Below are 16,960 nucleotides of genomic sequence, written 5' to 3' on the forward strand. Positions count from 1 at the left end.
TTGATGCCTCTTAATGCACCAGATCACGCGCTCAGGTCGAACTGGCGCTCATGCGCTTGTTACGCCCCCGCACCCGCCGGATCGCCTGATCCCACGCCAGCAGCACCCCCGCCTTGAGCGGTTCCGGCTTGATCATGTCCTTGCTGAGCAGGGCGGTGGCACCGGCCTTCGTGGACGCACTCGCCTTCGACATATGCCCGGAATCGAACGGCGGCTGGGGGTCGTACTCGATCATCAGCTGGATGGCCTTGGCCTTCGCCTCCCCGCCGATCTGACCGGCCAGCCACATGGCCAGGTCGATCCCGGCCGAGACGCCCGCCGCCGTGATCACCTTGCCGTCGGCTTCGGCGCGCACGATGCGCTGATCCCCCACCGGCTTCGCGCCCATCAGCTTCAACGCGCTCAGCACCGACCAGTGCGACGTGGCCGGCTTCCCGTCGAGCAGGCCCGCCGCGGCCAAGGCCACCGAACCCGAGCACACCGACGCCATCCAGGTGGTTCCCGGATACACCTGACGCAGCCAGTCGAGCACCTTTTCGTCCCGGGCCACCATGGTGGTGCCCGGTCCGCCGGGCACCAGCACCACATCGGGCGACGGGGTTTCGTCGAAACTGTGGGTGGCCCCCACCATCAGCACGCCGGAGTCGGCGGTGACGGGACCCGGCTCATGCCACACGAACCGCACCTCGGTGTCAGGCAGGTTGCGCAGCACCTCGTAGGGCCCGATGAAGTCGAGCGCCGTGAAGCTGGGATACAACACGATTGCGATCTGCATATCTGTTCCTTTCACGCGGAAAACTCTGCGCTCCTCGCATGCGAGGAGATCTTGCGGTACTGGTCAGGTGAAATGCCCAGGCGCCGAACGAAATTGCGCCTCATGGTCTCCGCGGTGCCGAAACCGCAGCGCAAGGCGATCGCGGTGACGGTGTCATCGGATTCCTCGAGCTGGCGGCGCGCGGCATCGGTGCGGATGCGCTCGACATAGGCACCCGGCGCCTCGCCGACCTCGTCGGTGAACACCCGGGTGAAATGCCGCGGGCTCATCGCCGCCCGCCGGGCCAGCTCGGAAATGCTGTGTGTGCCACCGGGTTCGAACTCGATGGACTCCTGCACCGCACGGATCGGGGCCCGCTTGGCCCGCGGCATCCACACCGGTGCGGCGAACTGCGTCTGCCCACCCGGCCGACGCAGGTAGAGCACGAGGTAGCGGGCGACAGTCTGCGCGACGTCGGTGCCGTAGTCGTCCTCGACCAGCGCCAGCGCCAGGTCGATGCCCGCGGTGACCCCGGCCGCGGTCCACACCTGCTCGGAGCTTCTGACGAAGATCGGCTCCGGATCGACTGCCACCGAAGGGAATTCCGCTGCCATCCGGCGAGCCTCGGACCAGTGGGTGGTGGCCGGGCAGCCATCGAGCAGGCCGGCCTGCGCAGCCAGGAACGCTCCCGTGCAGACACTGACGACGCGGCGGGCGTGGCGCGAGGCGGTGCTGATCCAGTCGACGACTGCCGGGTTGGCCCGGGCGGTGTCGGCACCGATGCCGCCGGGGATGACGATCGTGTCGATCGGATCGTGGGGATCGGGCAGCGGCGCGGAGACGAACTCCAAGCCGGTGAGAGTGGTGACGGGCTGACCGTCCACGGCGGTCAACGTGACGGCATAGCCGTCCGCAGCCCTGTCCAGACCCGCCAGGGCCAGCGTGGCGGTGGCGAACACGTCGAAGGGCCCCACCAGGTCCAGCGCCTGCACCCCGGCATAGCCCAGGATCACCACCGATCGCCTCACGTCTTCAGTGTTCGCGACCTTGGCGATGGCGTCTATGCCATGCACCCCACAAATCAGGACATGGGCTGGGTTTGTCGGACGGCGTCACGCCAGTGTGGCGCTCCGCCTCGACAGTTGCTCTAGCGTCGCAATGCCCGCCGCGGTCTGCGCCCGGACCTGGCTATTGTCACGCTGGCGTGGCGTTCGAGGCCGACAGTTGCCCCAGCGTGACAATCGTGACGTGAGGTGAGGTTCAGGCCGATGCCGCCCCAGAGCCGCCGAGATTCCCGACGGCATAGCAGTCCCGCACCCGATCGATCCACCATTGCTGGCGCTGCGGCGCCGCCGCCAATGCGGACAGCCGCGCCGGATCCGGCACGACCGCCTCCACCGGCAGGTACCCGTCGACCGGAGCGGCCACCTCGGCCACGTCCTCCACGAAAAATCCGCCCGTGCCCAGCCCACACGCGTGCCGCAATTCGGGTAGCGCGGCGGCGGCCAGCAGTCCGCGGGCAATACCCACGGCGGAGTCCAGCGCGCTGGACACCACGATCGGAATGTCGATCTGCGCGGCGATGTCGAGCATGCGGGCCACCCCACCCAGCGGCGCCACCTTGAGCACCGCGACATCAGCGGCGCGGGCCCGCACCACCCGCAACGGATCGGACGCCTTGCGGATCGACTCGTCCGCGGCGATCGGCACGTCCACCTGCCGGCGCAGCGCGGCCAGCTCGTCGACCGTCGCGCACGGTTGCTCCAGATACTCCAGGGGCCCGTCGGCGGTCAGCGCGGCCGCGGCAGTCGCGGCCTCCGCCACCGTCCAGCCGCCGTTGGCATCCACCCGCACCACCGGAACCTGCGCGCGCACCGCGTTCACCCGCGCGACGTCATCGGCCAGGGTCTGGCCCGGCTCGGCCACCTTGACCTTGGCCGTACGCGCACCGGGGAACCGCGCCAGGATCTCGGCCACCTGGCCGGCCGGCACCGCGGGAACCGTGGCGTTGATCGGCACCCGGTCACGGCGCACGGCGGGCGGCGGGCGATACGCGGCCTCCACGGCCGAGGCCAGCCACGCCGACGCCTCCGGCGCCTCGTATTCGAGGAACGCGCCGAACTCACCCCAGCCCGCCGGGCCGTCGATCAGGGCCACTTCACGAACGGTGATGCCGCGGAAGCGAACTCGCATCGGCAGGGCCACGACGTGAAGACGCGCGAGTATGTCGTCAAGCGTCGCCGTCGCGTCAGTCACGCCGTCAATGATGCCCAAACGATCAGGCCGCGCCCAACGTCCGCTGGATGTCGGGCTTCATCTGGTTCAGCTGCGCACCCCAGTAGCCCCAGGTGTGGGTGCCAGTCGGCGGGAAGTTGAACACCGCGTTGTTCCCACCGGCGGCCACGTACCGGTCCCGGAAGTTGAAGTTGCTCTGCAACGCCGTGCCCTCCAGGAAGGTGGACGGCAGGTCGCCGCCACCCAGCTCCCCCGGCGTGCCCGACCCGCAGTACACCCAGATGCGGGTGTTGTTCGCGACCAACCGCCCCACCTGCAGCGTCGGATCGTTGCGCGCCCACGCCGGGTCACCGGGCGCACCCCACATCGCGGCGGCCGAGAACCCGCCGGAATCGTTCATCGCCAACCCGATCAGCCCGGGCCACGGACCCTCCGACGGATTCAGGAACGCCGACAACGAACCCGCATACCGGAACTGCTGCGGGTAGAACGCGGCGAGAATGAGCGCCGAACTGCCCGACATCGACAGTCCGACCACCGCGTTGCCCGACGAGGACACCCGCTTGTTGGCAGCCAGCCACTGCGGTAACTCACTGGTCAGGAACGTCTCCCACTTGTAGGTCCACACCCCGCCGTTGCCCGCCGCGGGCTGGTACCAGTCGGTGTAGAAGCTCGACATGCCGCCCACCGGCATGACCACCGACAGCCCGGATTGGTAGAACCACTCGAACGCCGGGGTCTCGATATCCCACCCGTTGAAGTCATCACGGGCCCGCAGGCCGTCCAGGAGATAAACGGCGTGAGACCCGCCCCCTTGGAACTGCACCTTGACGTCGCGACCCATCGCTCCGGACGGCACCGAGAGCATCTCGACCGGCAAACCGGCTCTTGACCAGGCACTTGCTGGCGGCGGTGGGCCGAGAAGTCCGCCGGTTACCACCAGGGCCAGGGCCGTCAGGATCCCGAACCCACGGGAGATTCTCTGCAATCTATGCGCATGTGCCATGTCCGCACCCCACATCTCCGCGCACACGTATGGGCCCGAACCTACTCCGCCCGGAACGGGAAATGAAGAGCTAGCAGGCAATTCCTACACGGTCGCGCGGTCGCGGCCCTCCCAGTACGGCTTGCGCAGATCCTTCTTGAGGATCTTCCCGGTGGGGTTGCGGGGCAATTCATCGACGATGTCAACAGATTTGGGGCATTTGTAGGCTGCCAGGTGCTCGCGCGCGAACGCGATCAGATCCCGTTCGGACACATCTCCGTCCAGTGTCACAACGGCTTTCACCGATTCGCCCCATTTTTCGTCGGGCACGCCGATGACCGCGACCTCGGTGACGGCGGGATGCTCGGCCAGCACCCGCTCGACCTCGATCGAGTAGATGTTCTCCCCACCGGAGATGATCATGTCCTTGAGCCGGTCCTCGACGAAGATGTATCCGCCGTCGTCGACACGGCCGATGTCACCGGTGCGGAACCACCCTTCGGGCGTGATGGACTCCGCCGTGGCATCTGGCCGGTTGAGATAGCCCTTCATCAATTGCGGTGAGCGAAACCACAATTCACCCTGCTCGCCGATGGGCACCTCGGCGCCGGCGTCGGGATCGATCACCTTGACCTCGGCGCCGGGGACCACGGTGCCCGCGCTCATCAACCGCGCTTCACTCGCGCCTCGGTGATCTTCGGGCCCCAATCGACTGATCGCGCCGGACACCTCGGTCAGCCCATAGACCTGGATGAATTCCGTTTCCGGCCAAGCCTGCAACGCAGAACGCAACAGCGGCAACGGCATTGGTGACGCACCGTAGGCGAACGTCTTCAAAGCGCCGAACAGCTTGACGGCATCCTCGCCGGTGTCGAACACCTTGGCCAGCACCGCGGGCACCAGGAACGTCCGATTCGCCCCGGCCAGAATTCCACCCGCCAACGCCATCCCGTCGACGTCACGCGTCATGTACGTCGGCGCCCCGTGATGCAGGCCCCACTGCATGTACGACGACCCGCCGACATGGAACAGCGGCATGGCCACCAGGCTCTTGTCCCCCGCGCTGAGCGTCCAGCCCTCGAACGCGTTGATGGTGTGGGCGATGACGTTGGCATGGGTCAGCGCAATGCCTTTGGGCCTGCCGGTGGTGCCCGAGGAGTACATGACGATGGCTGTGTCGTCGGGCTGCACTTCCGGCGACCGGCCCACCGGCGACGCGCTCGCCAGCAGCGCCTCGTACTCGTCGCCGTCACCGCCCTCCGGCGTCACCGTGACGATGTGCTCGACAGCCGCCAGCCGGTCGGCGATCGCGTCGATGCCGCCCCGCAGCTCCTCGCCGACCACCAGCACCTTGGCCCCGGAGTCGTTGATCACGTAATCCAGCTCGTCGGCCGCGAGCCGGAAGTTGATGATGGCGGTGGCCGCCCCCAGCGACGCGGCGGCGATCGTCATCTCGACGCAGGCCGGGTGGTTCTTGTCCAGGAACGCGACGGCATCACCCCGGCCGACGCCCCACGCGCTGAGCGCCCCGGCCAGCCGCTGGATGCGGTCGTACCACTGCGACCAGGTCCAGGTACGGCTCAGATAGGTGACCGCCTCCTCGTCAGGCTTGGTGTCCGCCCAATGAGCGACGCGTTCGTCGAGAAACTGCGGTGCCGGCAAATCTGACATGTCCAGAGCCTGCCATGGTGCGCGAGCCGTCAACCGGCTTTCGGGTAAACCTGCCGCCCGGCCAGGAACGTGGCCCGTACTTCCAGGGCGGCGATGGCTTCCGGCGCAGTTTTGCGCGGGTCCGCCGAGACGATCACCAGGTCGGCGTACTTGCCGACCTCTAGCGAGCCGATCACGTTGTCGGCGAACAACTGCCACGCCGCATCGATGGTCTGCGCCACGATCCCCTGCTCGACGGTGAGCCGCTCTTCGGGCGCCAGCACGCGACCGCTCGGCGCGGTGCGGGTGACCGCCACACTGATGTTGCGCAACGGCTCCTCCGGGGTGACCGGTGGATCGTTGTGCAGCGAGATCCGCATCCCGGTCGCGACCGCCGACCCCGCGGGCATCCACCGGCCGCCGTGCTCGGGACCGAAAAGGCCGTCGACGAGCACGTCGCCCCAGTAGTGCAGATGATCGACGAACAGGCTGCACGTGACACCGAGCGCGTGTACCCGGCGCAACTGCTCGGGCGTGATGGCGCCGACGTGCTCCAGCCGCAGCCGGTGATCGTCGCGGGGATGTGCGCGCAGGACGTCCTCGTAGACATCGAGGATCGTGTCCACCCCGGCGTCGCCGTGCACATGGCAGGCCAGCTGCCAGCCCTGCGGAAAGAACGTGCCGACGATCTCGGTGAGCTGCTCCTTGGTGTAGTTGGCGTGCCCGCAGGAGCCGGGCACCACCCCGATGGTCCGGGTGGCGTCGGTGTCCAGATACGGGAACGTCAGGTCGATGTTGCCGACCCACGGCGACCCGTCGACCCAGATCTTGATGCCGACCTGGCGCACCATGTCGTCGCCCTCGGACGGGTTGGCATCGGTGTGCAGTTCCGCAGTGGACATCTCGTAGGTGCGCAGCCGCACCGTCAGCTGGTCGTGCAGCTGCGCGAGCAACGGCCGGAACATCGGGTCGAATGCCATCTCCGAGCAGGTGGTCAACCCGGCCCGGTTCAGCCGCGCACACTCGGCGGCCAGCATCGCCGGATAGTCGCTCACCGAGATGGCGTCACCCAGCAGCGGGAACACCGCACCGGTCTCCTCGGCCGTCCCGTCGAGGTTGCCGTCGGCATCACGGCCGTACTTGGCGCCCTTGGGATCCGGCGTGTCCTTGGTCAGCCCGGCGCGGCGCGCTGCCGCTGAGTTGAAGAACGCCTTGTGGCCCGAGTTGTGCACGATCACCAGCGGGGTATCCGGGGCGATGCTGTCCAGCCAGGTCAGGGTCGGCTCCGGCAAGCCGTGCTGAAGCAGTGGATCCCAGCCGTTCACAAAGGCCCCGTCGGCTCCGCGGCGGGCAACCTCGGCGCGGATAGCGTCGACCACATCCTCGGCCTGCGGCAGCGTGACCGGACGGATGTCGACGATGCGCCCCGACAACGCCACCGCCTCCATCAACGGATGACCGTGCGCCTCAACGAAACCCGGCATGACGCAGCCGTCGACCTCGCGTACGTCGGTGTCGGGCCCCACCCAGGCCGCCACGTCGGACCGGGATCCGACCGCCACGATGCGGCCGCCGGACACCGCGACCGCCTCGGCGGTCGGCTGCGCCTCGTCGACGGTCAGGACGGTTCCGTAGAGGACGAGATCAGCTGGCGCAGCAGGGCTGGTCATGCTCGCGATGCTAGGGCGTGGTGACGCCGGCCCGGGTACGTCCCCAGAAATCCGTGTCGCCGATCAGGATCGATCCGTTCGAGTCGCGGCGGCACCCAGCTATCCGCGGTGTTCAAGGCCCGTCTGACCTGCGGATTCGAAAAACTTCAAAAAGTTTGTCGAGCCATGTCGATTTCGATGGGACCTCGTTCGACGTAGTAGCGAGGGCCACTTGAACCACAATGAACGGGCCCCTTCCCGACACCAGAAGGAGACACCAATGTCGCGCTACATGCTGATCATGCGGTCCACCCCCGAGGCCGAGGCCGAGATGGCGAACCAGGACATCGACTTCGACGAGATCATCGCGTCGATGGGCCGCTACAACGAAGAGCTCATCAAGGCCGGAGTGCTGCTGGCCGGCGAGGGTCTGACCGGCCCGGAAGAAGGCTTCGTCGTCGATTTCAACGCCGATCCCCCGGTGGTCACCGACGGGCCGTACACCGAGGCCAAGGAACTGTTCAACGGGTTCTGGATCCTCGATGTGTCCTCCAAGGAGGAGGCCAAGCAGTGGGCGCGCAAATGCCCGCTGGGCTGCGGCGTGAAGCTCGAGGTTCGCCGGGTGCACGACACCGAGGAGTTCCCGCAGGACAACGAGTGGGTTCAGAAAGAGATCCAGTGGAAGGCCGAGCTGGCCGAGAAGCTCGCGCGACAGGCCCGCGAAGCCGCAAACCGCTGATCGGGGCACAGGCCCCGGCGGTCCCTAACCCGCCGGGGTCTGGCTCCCACCCCCACAATCAGTCACATTAGGCAGCGTCAACCGGGCCGACACGAGTAGTGCGCTACCTGTATTTCGATCTCCATATCGGCCCCCGGCGACCTCGCGTTACAGCCGGTGTCATACCCATATCGGGGGATCGGCTCAACAATTTCTGGAACACGTTCTAATCTGGACTCCATGAGTGATGCGCTGCTGCACCATCCCATCCATTCCGGCCACCTCACGGTCAGTGCGCTCAAGCGCAACAAAGACAAACCCGTGCTGTTCCTCGGCGACACCACCCTGACCGGTGGAGAGCTCGCGGAACGCATCAGCCAGTACATTCAGGCCTTCGAGGCGCTCGGCGCCGGCACCGGGGCAGGTGTCGGCCTGCTGTCGCTGAACCGCCCCGAGGTGCTGATGATCATCGGCGCCGGCCAGACCCAGGGATACCGTCGCACCGCACTACACCCTCTCGGTTCGCTGGACGACCACGCCTATGTGTTGTCCGACGCCGAGGTGACGACGCTGATCATCGACCCCACCCCCGCGTTCGTGGAGCGGGCCCTCGGGTTGCTGGAGAAGGTGCCGTCGCTTCGCCAGGTTCTGACGATCGGCCCGGTGCCCGAGGCCCTGGCCGCCTCCAGCGCATCGGTCTCCGATCTGACCGCCGAGGCCGCCAAGTACTCCCCCGTCCCACTCGTGGCCGCCGAACTGGACCCCGATCACGTCGGCGGGCTGACCTACACCGGCGGCACCACCGGTAAGCCCAAGGGCGTGATGGGCACGGTGCGCTCGATCTCCACCATGACGACCATCCAGCTGGCCGAATGGGAGTGGCCCGAGAATCCGCGCTTCCTGATGTGCACGCCGCTGTCGCATGCCGGGGCGGCGTTCTTCACGCCCACCATCGTCAAGGGCGGCGAACTGGTGGTGCTCACCAAGTTCGACCCGGCCGAGGTGCTGCGGGTGATCGAGGAACAACGCATCACCGCGACCATGCTGGTGCCGTCGATGATCTACGCGCTGATGGACCACCCCGACTCGCACACCCGGGACCTGTCGTCGCTGGAGACCGTGTACTACGGCGCCTCGGCGATGAACCCGGTGCGGCTCGCCGAGGCGCTCAAGCGCTTCGGGCCGATCTTCGCGCAGTACTACGGCCAGTCCGAAGCCCCGATGGTCATCTCGTACCTGGGCAAGAAGGATCACGACGAGAAGCGACTGACCTCCTGCGGCCGACCCACGCTGTTCGCGCGCACCGCACTGCTGGACGCCGAGGGCAACCCGGTGCCCCGAGGCGAGGTCGGCGAGATCTGCGTGTCAGGGCCGCTGCTGGCCGGCGGCTACTGGAAACTGCCCGAGGCCACCGCCGACACGTTCAAGGACGGCTGGCTGCACACCGGCGACATGGCCCGCGAGGACGAGGACGGCTACTGGTTCATCGTCGACCGGGTCAAGGACATGATCGTCACCGGCGGCTTCAACGTGTTCCCTCGCGAAGTCGAAGACGTTGTGGCCGAACATCCTTCGGTGGCCCAGGTGTGCGTGATCGGCACCCCCGACGAGAAGTGGGGCGAGGCCGTCACCGCGGTGATCGTGCTGCGGCCCGACGCCGCCTCCGACGATGAGGCCATCGCGAAGGTGACCGCCGAGATCCAGTCCGCGGTCAAGGACCGCAAGGGCTCGGTGCAATCGCCCAAGCAGGTGATCGTCGTCGACTCCGTGCCGGTGACCGCCCTCGGCAAGCCCGACAAGAAGGCCGTCCGGGCCCAGTTCTGGGACGGCGCCGCCCGCGCGATCGGCTGAGTTTCCCTGTGCGAGCAGACGCAAAACTGCCCTTTTCTCTTGGGAAATGGGCAGTTTTGCGTCTGGTCGGCACAATGACGACGTGGTCGACCTGCAGAAGACACTCGACGCGGTGTGGCGGATGGAGGCGGCCAAGATCCTGGCCACGCTGACCCGCACGGTCGGTGACGTCGCCCTGGCCGAGGACCTGGCCTCCGACGCGCTGCTCGACGCGCTGACGCAATGGCCGCAGACCGGCGTGCCGCGCAATCCCGGTGCCTGGCTGACCACGGTGGCCAAACGCAAGGCCATCGACCACTGGCGGCGGGCGGACAACCTCGACGCCAAGTACGCGGTGCTGGCCCGCGATCTGGCCGAGCACGTCGAGGAAGCCTGGGATCCCGACCGGATCGACGACGATGTGCTGCGGCTGATCTTCATCGCCGCCCACCCGGTGTTGTCCCGCGAGGCCCAGATCGCGCTGACGCTGCGCATGGTCGGTGGGTTGAGCACCGACGAGATCGCCCGCGCGTTCCTGATCTCGACCGCCACCGCGGCCGCCCGCATCACCCGAGCCAAAAAGACTCTGGCCCAAGCCAACCCACCCTTCGAGCTACCGTCGCGCGACGAGTACCCGCAGCGACTGTCGGCGGTGCTGTCGGTCATCTACCTGATCTACAACGAGGGCTACTCGGCATCGTTCGGCCAGCGCTGGATCCGGGACGAATTGTGCACCGAAGCACTGCGATTGGGCCGTGGGCTGGCCGCACTGGTACCCGACGAACCCGAGGTTCACGGCCTGCTGGCGCTGATGGAGTTCCAGTCCTCACGGTTCGCGGCCCGCACCGACGCCGAGGGCCGGCCCATCCTGCTGGAGGACCAGAACCGGGCCCGCTGGGACCGCGCGCAGATCCAGCGCGGCATCGCCGCCTTGGAGCGTTCCAGTGCCGCACGGCAACAACGGGGTTGGGGCCCGTATGCGCTGCAGGCCGCGCTCGCCGAATGCCACGCGGTGGCCCCGACCGCGGCCGATACCGACTGGGCCCGCATCGTCGCGCTCTACGACGCCTTGCTGCAGATCACGCCGTCGGCCGTGGTGCAGCTCAACCGCGCGGTGGCCGTCGCGATGCGCTCGGGCCCGCAGGAGGCGCTGACGCTCGTCGACGGCATCGAGGGCCTGGACGGCTCCTACCTCCTGCCCAGCGTCCGCGGCGAGCTGCTGTCCCGGCTGGGCCGGCACCACGACGCGGCCGAGCAGTTCGACAGGGCGGCCGCCCTCGCCGACAACGAACGTGAACGACAGGTGCTGGTGGACAAGGCCATCCGCGAACGCGGCTGATACCGTCCGGGCTCATGGCACCATGGCGGACATGGTGTCAGCCGTATTGTTCGACTACTCCGGGACCCTGTTCCGCCTCGAGGAACAGGACAGCTGGTTCGCCGGGATGGCCGTCGACGAACAGCAAGTCGACGGCCACGTCCAGACCGAGTTGATGCGCCGCCTGACCGCCCCGACCGGCCGCTCCGTGGCGATGACCGACGAGCAGTACCGGGCCTGGGCCAACCGCGACCTGGCACCGCACCTGCACCGCGAGGCCTACCTGCACGTGCTGCGGGAATCCGGGCTGGCCGACCACCACGCGGAATCGCTGTACAACCGGGTGATCGACCCGGCCAGCTGGACCGCGTACCCCGATACCGCCCGCGTGTTCAAAAACCTGAAAGCACAAGGAATCCGGACGGCGGTCGTCTCCAACATCGCCTTCGACGTGCGGCCGGCGTTCGCCGCGATCGGCGCCGCCGAGCACGTCGACGCGTTCGTGCTGTCCTTCGAAGTCGGTGCCATCAAGCCCGACCCGGCGATCTTCACCGCGGCGCTGGACCGCCTCGGGGTCGCCGCGCCGGACGCGCTGATGGTCGGCGACAGCGAAGAGGCCGACGGCGGCGCCCGCGCGGTGGGCTGCCAGTTCGCGCTGGTCGACCCGCTGCCCACCGCCCAGCGGCCCGACGGACTGATCGCGGCCCTGCAGGGCGTCGGCATCCGCGCCTAGGGTGGAGTCATGGCTGACGACCGCATCCGGCCACCGTGGTGGCTGAAATACGTCAACAAGGTGATGATCGGGCTGAACAAGCTCGGCGTCGGCGGCGACAAGGGCCCCGTGGTGCTGACGGTGACGGGCCGCAAGACCGGGAAGCCCCGCTCGACTCCGGTCACCCCGATGACCGTCGACGGCCACCGCTACATCGTCGGCGGGCTGCCGAAAGGCGACTGGGCGGCCAACGCCCGCGCCGCCGGTGAGGCCACCGTGCACCAGGGCCGCAAGGACCAGCGAGTGCGCGTCGTGGAGATCCCCGTCGAGCAGGCCCGGCCACTGCTACGCCAGTTCCCGGTCCTGGTGCCGACCGGTGTGGGTTTCATGCGCAACGCCGGACTGGTGACCGGGCCCAATCCCGACGAATTCGAGGCCCTCGCCGGACGCTGCCCGGTGTTCCGGCTGGACCCGATCTAGCCGCGCTCAGCTCAGGTGCGGGGCCTCCTTGATCTTGGAGTCCTGCTTGCCGACCGTCTGGCAGAAGGTCTGCACCGCCAACCGGGTTCCGGTGATCTCCAACTGGGCCGCATCGGTGCCCTTTTCGTCCTTGAGCATCTTGCCCACGGCCTCGTTCTGCGTCTTCTCGTCCTGCCCGATGAAGTCCTTGCATTTGGTGTCACCGCCGGTGATCGCCGGTGAGCATCCGACGAGCACCAGACCCGTCGCCAATCCCGACAACAACACACTCACTGAGCGCTTCATCGCGGTCCCCTCTGTTCTGGTGATGCGCGGTACGCATCATCGCGCCGGATTTACTACCCCGCGACGGTACCTGTGAAACCTCGTATCGCCCTCGCTCTACAGTCGAGCACGTGAGTGCAGACAACCCGTTCGACCCGACAGCCTGGGAGCCGGTGCCCGGCTTCGACGATCTGACCGACATCACGTACCACCGCCACGTCGCCGACGGCGCGCGGCAGCCCACGGTGCGGGTCGCGTTCGACCGGCCCGAGGTGCGCAACGCGTTCCGGCCGCACACCGTCGACGAGCTGTACCGCGTCCTCGACCACGCCCGGATGTCGCCTGACGTCGGCGTGGTCCTGCTGACCGGCAACGGCCCCTCGGCCAAGGACGGCGGCTGGGCCTTCTGCTCCGGTGGAGACCAACGCATCCGCGGCCGGTCCGGGTATCAGTACGCCGCAGGCGAAACCGCCGAGACCGTCGATCCCGCGCGGGCCGGACGGCTGCACATCCTCGAGGTGCAGCGGCTCATCCGCTTCATGCCGAAGGTGGTCATCTGCCTGGTCAACGGTTGGGCGGCCGGCGGCGGACACAGCCTCCACGTCACCTGCGACCTGACCCTGGCCAGCCGTCAGCACGCCAAGTTCAAGCAGACCGACGCCGATGTGGGCAGCTTCGACGGCGGATTCGGCAGCGCGTACCTGGCCCGCCAGACCGGGCAGAAGTTCGCCCGCGAGATCTTCTTCCTGGGCCGCGCGTACGACGCCGAGACCATGTATCAGATGGGCGCGGTGAACGAGGTCGTCGACCATGCCGAGCTGGAGTCCGTCGGCCTGCAGTGGGCAGCCGAGATCAACGGCAAGTCGCCCCAGGCGATCCGGATGCTGAAGTTCTCGTTCAACCTGATCGACGACGGCCTGGTGGGCCAGCAGGTGTTCGCCGGAGAGGCCACCCGGTTGGCCTACATGACCGACGAGGCCGTCGAGGGCCGCGACGCGTTCCTGCAGAAGCGCGACCCGGACTGGAGTGGTTTCCCGCGCTACTTCTGAGTGATTTGTGCACGATTACCCGCGCTGACCGCCGATAATCGTGCACAAATCACTGGGTTAGAAGCGAAAGCCGGTCTGCCCATGCGGCGACTTCGCGAACGCCAGCACCTTGGCCGGGGTGACCCGGTACACGATCGCGGCCTCACCCTGCGGGTCGAAAACCTCGCCGTCGCAATCGAAATCCCAGTCGTCGCCGTACTTCGCCCGGTACGCGTCAGCCAGTGCCCTCAGCCGGTCACGTCCGGTCACCCGCGCGGCCGTGCCCTCCACGACGATGTCGAGGCCGGCGTTCCAGGTGTTGGTACCGGTGGTGACGGCGACGGCCGCGCCGGCCCGCAGATTGCGGGCCTTCTGCTCGCCTGCCCCGGTGCAGAACACGAACGTGTCGTCGACCCACACCCCGACCAACGGGGTGACGTGCGGCCGCCCGTCACCGCGCACGGTCGTCAGCCAGTACAGCCCGGCGCCGGCGAGCGCGGCTGCCGCGGCCTCCCAGCTCGTCGCTTCGGTCGCCTCGCTGAAGCGCTGGTCAAGCTTGCCCGTGATGGTCATACCCGTACCGACTCGGCAGAGGCCCACAAATCATCGCGGAAATGTAGGCGACCTAAACTCAGCGCATGAGCAAGAGCCCGCTGCGCCGGCTGTCCGAACAGCTGCTGCTGACCAGCATGCGTCCGCCGCTGACCGAACGGCTGCAGGCCCGCGACGACATCGACGTCGCAGGCAAACGAATCCTGCTGACCGGTGCTTCGTCGGGCATCGGTGAGGCCGCGGCCGAGAAGTTCGCCGCGAAGGGGGCCACCGTCGTCGCGGTGGCCCGCCGTCAAGAGCTCCTCGACGACCTGGTCGGCCGGATCACCGCCAAGGGCGGCGACGCCCGTGCCATTGCGGTGGACCTGTCCGACATGGACGCCATCGACGAACTCGTCGCCACCGTGGAACGCGACTTGGGCGGCGTCGACATCCTGATCAACAACGCGGGCCGGTCCATCCGGCGTCCGCTGGCCGAATCGCTGGACCGCTGGCACGACGTCGAGCGCACCATGACGCTCAACTACTACTCACCGCTGCGGCTCATCCGCGGCCTGGCCCCGGGCATGCGCGACCGCCGCGACGGGCACATCATCAACGTCGCCACCTGGGGCGTGATGAACGAATCCTCGCCGCTGTTCGCCGTGTACAACGCCTCGAAAGCCGCCCTGGCAGCGGTCAGCCGGGTCATCGAGACCGAATGGGGCGCCGTCGGTGTGCATTCCACGACGCTGTACTACCCGTTGGTGAAGACCCCGATGATCGCGCCCACCCGGGCCTACGACGGACTGCCCGGGCTGACGGCCTCCGAGGCCGCCGACTGGATGCTGACCGCGGCGCGCACCCGCCCGGTGCAGATCGCCCCGCGCATGGCGGTGACGGCCAAGGCGATCAACACCGTCGCCCCCGGGCTGGTCGACGCCGTGATGAAACGGCAACGGGTCCAGCCGGTCTGATCACGGCTTGGTGATGGTGCGCGGCTGAAGTCCGAGTGTGCGCACATGCTCGGCGATGGCGCCGAGGTTCGTCGTCCACACGTCGGTGTGCTCGCGCACATATCGCATCAGGTCGTCGAGTTCGGCCGCCCGCGAAGCCCGCCCGGACAGGAACGGGTGATTGGTCAGCACCCAGCATGCTCCGGCGCGGCGCAACGCGTCGAACTCCAGCTGCCAGATCTCCCGGGCCTTGCGCGGGCTCTCGATGAGGCCGGAGCCGGAGATGTCGGGCAGGTAGCAGTACTGCTCCCAGTCGTCGAGCGCCCACTGGATCGGAATCTCCACCAGCGAGCTGTCCCCGACCGCCAACTCGTACGGGGTGTCGGCGTCCATCAGGCTGGAGTCGTACAGGAAGCCGCGCTCCGCGAGCAACGACGGGGTGTGCCACGACAGATCCCACATCGGCGCGCGATAGCCGACCGGCCGCACCCCGGCCACCTCCGCCAGCGCATCCAGTCCGCGGTCGAGCGCGTCGACCTCCTCCTGCAGCGTCAGTGCCGTCGGCTGCTCGTGCAGGTAACCATGGTGGGCGATCTCGTGCCCGGCCGCCACGATCGCCCGCACCGCCTCGGGGTACCGGTGCGCGGTATGACCGGGGACGAAGAACGTGGACGGAATCTGGTGGCGCTCCAGCAGATCCAGGATCCGGGGAATGCCCACCAACGGCCCGTAGGCCTGGTGGGACATCACACTCATCCGGGCCGCGGCCCCCTCGTTGCCCCACAGCACCGCCGATTCGGCGTCGACGTCGAAGGTGAAGGCTGCGGCCGCGGTTTTGCCTTCCGGCCAACGGAATTCAGTCATCGTCAGCCATCAGCGTAACCAGTTCGTAGGCCAGGTTGGCCGCCGCCACGGCGGTGACGTCACCGCTGTCGTAGGCCGGCGCGACCTCCACCACGTCGGCGCCCACGATCGGCAGCCCCCGCATGGCGCGCAACACCGCCACCAACTCGCGGCTCGTCATGCCACCGATCTCGGGTGTCCCGGTGCCCGGTGCGAATGCCGGATCCAGCACATCGATGTCGATCGAGACGTACACCGGGTGATCCCCCACCCGCTCCCGGATCCGCTCGATGACACCGTCGACACCGATGCGGTCGATGTCGCGGCAGTGCACCACCGTGAAGCCCAACGACTCGTCGTCGAGCAGGTCGGCACGGTCGTAGAGCGAGCCGCGGATCCCGATGTGCGCCGAGTGGCCCTTGACGATCAGGCCCTGCTCGGAGGCCCGGCGAAACGGGGTGCCGTGCGTGCAGGGCGCACCGAAGTAGGTGTCCCAGGTGTCCAGGTGGGCGTCGAAGTGCACCAGCGCCACCGGACCGTGCACCGCGCTCATGGCCTGCAGGGCAGGCAACGCGACGGTGTGGTCCCCGCCGAGCAGGACCACCCGCTGCTGCGGCGTGGTCACCAACTCCGCGATGCCCTCCCGGATCTGGTCCACCGCCGCTTCGATATCGAACGGATTGGCCGCGATATCGCCGGCGTCGACCACCTGTGCCTGCGCGAACGGGCTCACGTCCAGCGCCGGGTGATAGGGCTTGAGCAGACGTGAGGCCTGCCGGATCGCGGCCGGACCGAACCGGGCACCCGGCCGGTAGGTCACGCCGGTGTCGAACGGCACCCCGACCACCGCGATGTCGTAGTCGGAGACCTCGTGACGTTGCGGCAGCCGGGCGAACGTGGCGATACCGGCGTACCGCGGTACCGCCATCGCATCGATCTGACCGACGTTGCCCGTCTCCGACCGCACATACGGCTGGCCTGTCACCTGATTCCCTTTCGTCATCACT

General features: G+C 67.9%; 17 protein-coding genes. 7 read left to right on the forward strand and 10 right to left on the reverse strand.

Translation table 11 applies throughout. From position 1 onward, the window contains the following. Positions 1-31 precede the first annotated feature (31 nt). The 6 genes from G6N57_RS00810 to G6N57_RS00835 all read right to left on the reverse strand — a co-directional run bounded on the left by G6N57_RS00810 (position 32) and on the right by G6N57_RS00835 (position 7,294). Positions 32-775, reverse strand: coding sequence for a DJ-1/PfpI family protein (locus tag G6N57_RS00810; RefSeq protein ID WP_097925917.1), 744 nt, complete (start codon positions 773-775; stop codon positions 32-34). An 11-nt stretch (positions 776-786) separates the two neighbouring features. Further along, a complete protein-coding gene (locus G6N57_RS00815; protein WP_174814438.1) occupies positions 787-1,782 on the reverse strand; it encodes a GlxA family transcriptional regulator in 996 nt (331 codons plus the stop codon). A gap of 232 nt (positions 1,783-2,014) precedes the next feature. After that, positions 2,015-2,947 (reverse strand): o-succinylbenzoate synthase, encoded by a 933-nt coding sequence (locus G6N57_RS00820; RefSeq protein WP_234815658.1) that lies wholly within the window; start codon positions 2,945-2,947, stop codon positions 2,015-2,017. A gap of 85 nt (positions 2,948-3,032) precedes the next feature. Continuing rightward, a complete protein-coding gene (locus G6N57_RS00825; protein WP_077742665.1) occupies positions 3,033-3,995 on the reverse strand; it encodes an esterase family protein in 963 nt (320 codons plus the stop codon). A gap of 84 nt (positions 3,996-4,079) precedes the next feature. Continuing rightward, positions 4,080-5,645, reverse strand: coding sequence for a long-chain-fatty-acid--CoA ligase (locus G6N57_RS00830; protein ID WP_077742434.1), 1,566 nt, complete (start codon positions 5,643-5,645; stop codon positions 4,080-4,082). 29 nt (positions 5,646-5,674) lie between these two features. Beyond that, a complete protein-coding gene (locus G6N57_RS00835) occupies positions 5,675-7,294 on the reverse strand; it encodes an amidohydrolase (RefSeq protein ID WP_077742435.1) in 1,620 nt (539 codons plus the stop codon). A 259-nt stretch (positions 7,295-7,553) separates the two neighbouring features. Between G6N57_RS00835 and G6N57_RS00840 the strand changes: the two genes are divergently transcribed. From G6N57_RS00840 to G6N57_RS00860, 5 genes are all read left to right on the forward strand, one after another. Then, positions 7,554-8,012, forward strand: coding sequence for a YciI family protein (locus G6N57_RS00840; protein ID WP_077742436.1), 459 nt, complete (start codon positions 7,554-7,556; stop codon positions 8,010-8,012). A 219-nt stretch (positions 8,013-8,231) separates the two neighbouring features. Continuing rightward, a complete protein-coding gene (gene fadD8 / locus G6N57_RS00845) occupies positions 8,232-9,842 on the forward strand; it encodes a fatty-acid--CoA ligase FadD8 (protein WP_077742437.1) in 1,611 nt (536 codons plus the stop codon). 46 nt (positions 9,843-9,888) lie between these two features. Continuing rightward, positions 9,889-11,160, forward strand: a complete 1,272-nt coding sequence (locus tag G6N57_RS00850) for an RNA polymerase sigma factor (RefSeq protein ID WP_077742438.1) — start codon at positions 9,889-9,891, stop codon at positions 11,158-11,160. 22 nt (positions 11,161-11,182) lie between these two features. Continuing rightward, a complete protein-coding gene (locus G6N57_RS00855) occupies positions 11,183-11,872 on the forward strand; it encodes an HAD family hydrolase (RefSeq protein ID WP_097925918.1) in 690 nt (229 codons plus the stop codon). A 9-nt stretch (positions 11,873-11,881) separates the two neighbouring features. Beyond that, on the forward strand, positions 11,882-12,331 hold the full coding sequence (locus G6N57_RS00860; protein WP_077742440.1) for a nitroreductase family deazaflavin-dependent oxidoreductase: 450 nt from the start codon (positions 11,882-11,884) through the stop codon (positions 12,329-12,331). A 6-nt stretch (positions 12,332-12,337) separates the two neighbouring features. On the opposite strand, the gene G6N57_RS00865 is transcribed toward G6N57_RS00860, so the two are convergent. Further along, complete coding sequence (locus tag G6N57_RS00865) at positions 12,338-12,616, reverse strand: hypothetical protein (protein WP_077742441.1); 279 nt, start codon at positions 12,614-12,616, stop codon at positions 12,338-12,340. Between the two features lie 110 nt (positions 12,617-12,726). Here G6N57_RS00865 and G6N57_RS00870 point away from each other — a divergent pair, with 110 nt between their 5' ends. Continuing rightward, complete coding sequence (locus G6N57_RS00870) at positions 12,727-13,644, forward strand: 1,4-dihydroxy-2-naphthoyl-CoA synthase (protein WP_077742442.1); 918 nt, start codon at positions 12,727-12,729, stop codon at positions 13,642-13,644. Positions 13,645-13,701: 57 nt separating this feature from the next. Here G6N57_RS00870 and G6N57_RS00875 read toward each other — a convergent pair whose 3' ends face one another. Further along, positions 13,702-14,196 (reverse strand): pyridoxamine 5'-phosphate oxidase family protein, encoded by a 495-nt coding sequence (locus G6N57_RS00875; protein ID WP_077742443.1) that lies wholly within the window; start codon positions 14,194-14,196, stop codon positions 13,702-13,704. A gap of 65 nt (positions 14,197-14,261) precedes the next feature. Here G6N57_RS00875 and G6N57_RS00880 point away from each other — a divergent pair, with 65 nt between their 5' ends. After that, positions 14,262-15,131, forward strand: coding sequence for an SDR family oxidoreductase (locus tag G6N57_RS00880; protein ID WP_077742444.1), 870 nt, complete (start codon positions 14,262-14,264; stop codon positions 15,129-15,131). On the opposite strand, the gene G6N57_RS00885 is transcribed toward G6N57_RS00880, so the two are convergent. Together G6N57_RS00885 and speB are read right to left on the reverse strand one after the other, a co-directional pair. Next, positions 15,132-15,974, reverse strand: a complete 843-nt coding sequence (locus tag G6N57_RS00885; RefSeq protein WP_077742445.1) for a polysaccharide deacetylase family protein — start codon at positions 15,972-15,974, stop codon at positions 15,132-15,134. Continuing rightward, positions 15,967-16,956, reverse strand: coding sequence for an agmatinase (gene speB, locus G6N57_RS00890; protein WP_077742666.1), 990 nt, complete (start codon positions 16,954-16,956; stop codon positions 15,967-15,969). Before speB ends, G6N57_RS00885 begins: the two co-directional genes overlap by 8 nt. Between the last annotated feature and the right edge of the window lie 4 nt (positions 16,957-16,960).

Source organism: Mycolicibacterium boenickei (assembly GCF_010731295.1).
Classification (GTDB): Bacteria; Actinomycetota; Actinomycetes; order Mycobacteriales; family Mycobacteriaceae; genus Mycobacterium; species Mycobacterium boenickei.

Bases quoted from the DNA above. Each gene is read 5' to 3' on its own strand.
- G6N57_RS00810 (WP_097925917.1), bottom strand. From the start codon at position 775: ATGCAGATCGCAATCGTGTTGTATCCCAGCTTCACGGCGCTCGACTTC.
- G6N57_RS00820 (WP_234815658.1), bottom strand. From the start codon at position 2,947: ATGCGAGTTCGCTTCCGCGGCATCACCGTTCGTGAAGTGGCCCTGATC.
- G6N57_RS00825 (WP_077742665.1), bottom strand. From the start codon at position 3,995: ATGGCACATGCGCATAGATTGCAGAGAATCTCCCGTGGGTTCGGGATC.
- G6N57_RS00830 (WP_077742434.1), bottom strand. From the start codon at position 5,645: ATGTCAGATTTGCCGGCACCGCAGTTTCTCGACGAACGCGTCGCTCAT.
- G6N57_RS00835 (WP_077742435.1), bottom strand. From the start codon at position 7,294: ATGACCAGCCCTGCTGCGCCAGCTGATCTCGTCCTCTACGGAACCGTC.
- G6N57_RS00840 (WP_077742436.1), top strand. From the start codon at position 7,554: ATGTCGCGCTACATGCTGATCATGCGGTCCACCCCCGAGGCCGAGGCC.
- fadD8 (WP_077742437.1), top strand. From the start codon at position 8,232: ATGAGTGATGCGCTGCTGCACCATCCCATCCATTCCGGCCACCTCACG.
- G6N57_RS00850 (WP_077742438.1), top strand. From the start codon at position 9,889: ATGGGCAGTTTTGCGTCTGGTCGGCACAATGACGACGTGGTCGACCTG.
- G6N57_RS00855 (WP_097925918.1), top strand. From the start codon at position 11,183: ATGGCGGACATGGTGTCAGCCGTATTGTTCGACTACTCCGGGACCCTG.
- G6N57_RS00860 (WP_077742440.1), top strand. From the start codon at position 11,882: ATGGCTGACGACCGCATCCGGCCACCGTGGTGGCTGAAATACGTCAAC.
- G6N57_RS00865 (WP_077742441.1), bottom strand. From the start codon at position 12,616: ATGAAGCGCTCAGTGAGTGTGTTGTTGTCGGGATTGGCGACGGGTCTG.
- G6N57_RS00875 (WP_077742443.1), bottom strand. From the start codon at position 14,196: ATGACCATCACGGGCAAGCTTGACCAGCGCTTCAGCGAGGCGACCGAA.
- G6N57_RS00880 (WP_077742444.1), top strand. From the start codon at position 14,262: ATGAGCAAGAGCCCGCTGCGCCGGCTGTCCGAACAGCTGCTGCTGACC.
- G6N57_RS00885 (WP_077742445.1), bottom strand. From the start codon at position 15,974: ATGACTGAATTCCGTTGGCCGGAAGGCAAAACCGCGGCCGCAGCCTTC.
- speB (WP_077742666.1), bottom strand. From the start codon at position 16,956: ATGACGAAAGGGAATCAGGTGACAGGCCAGCCGTATGTGCGGTCGGAG.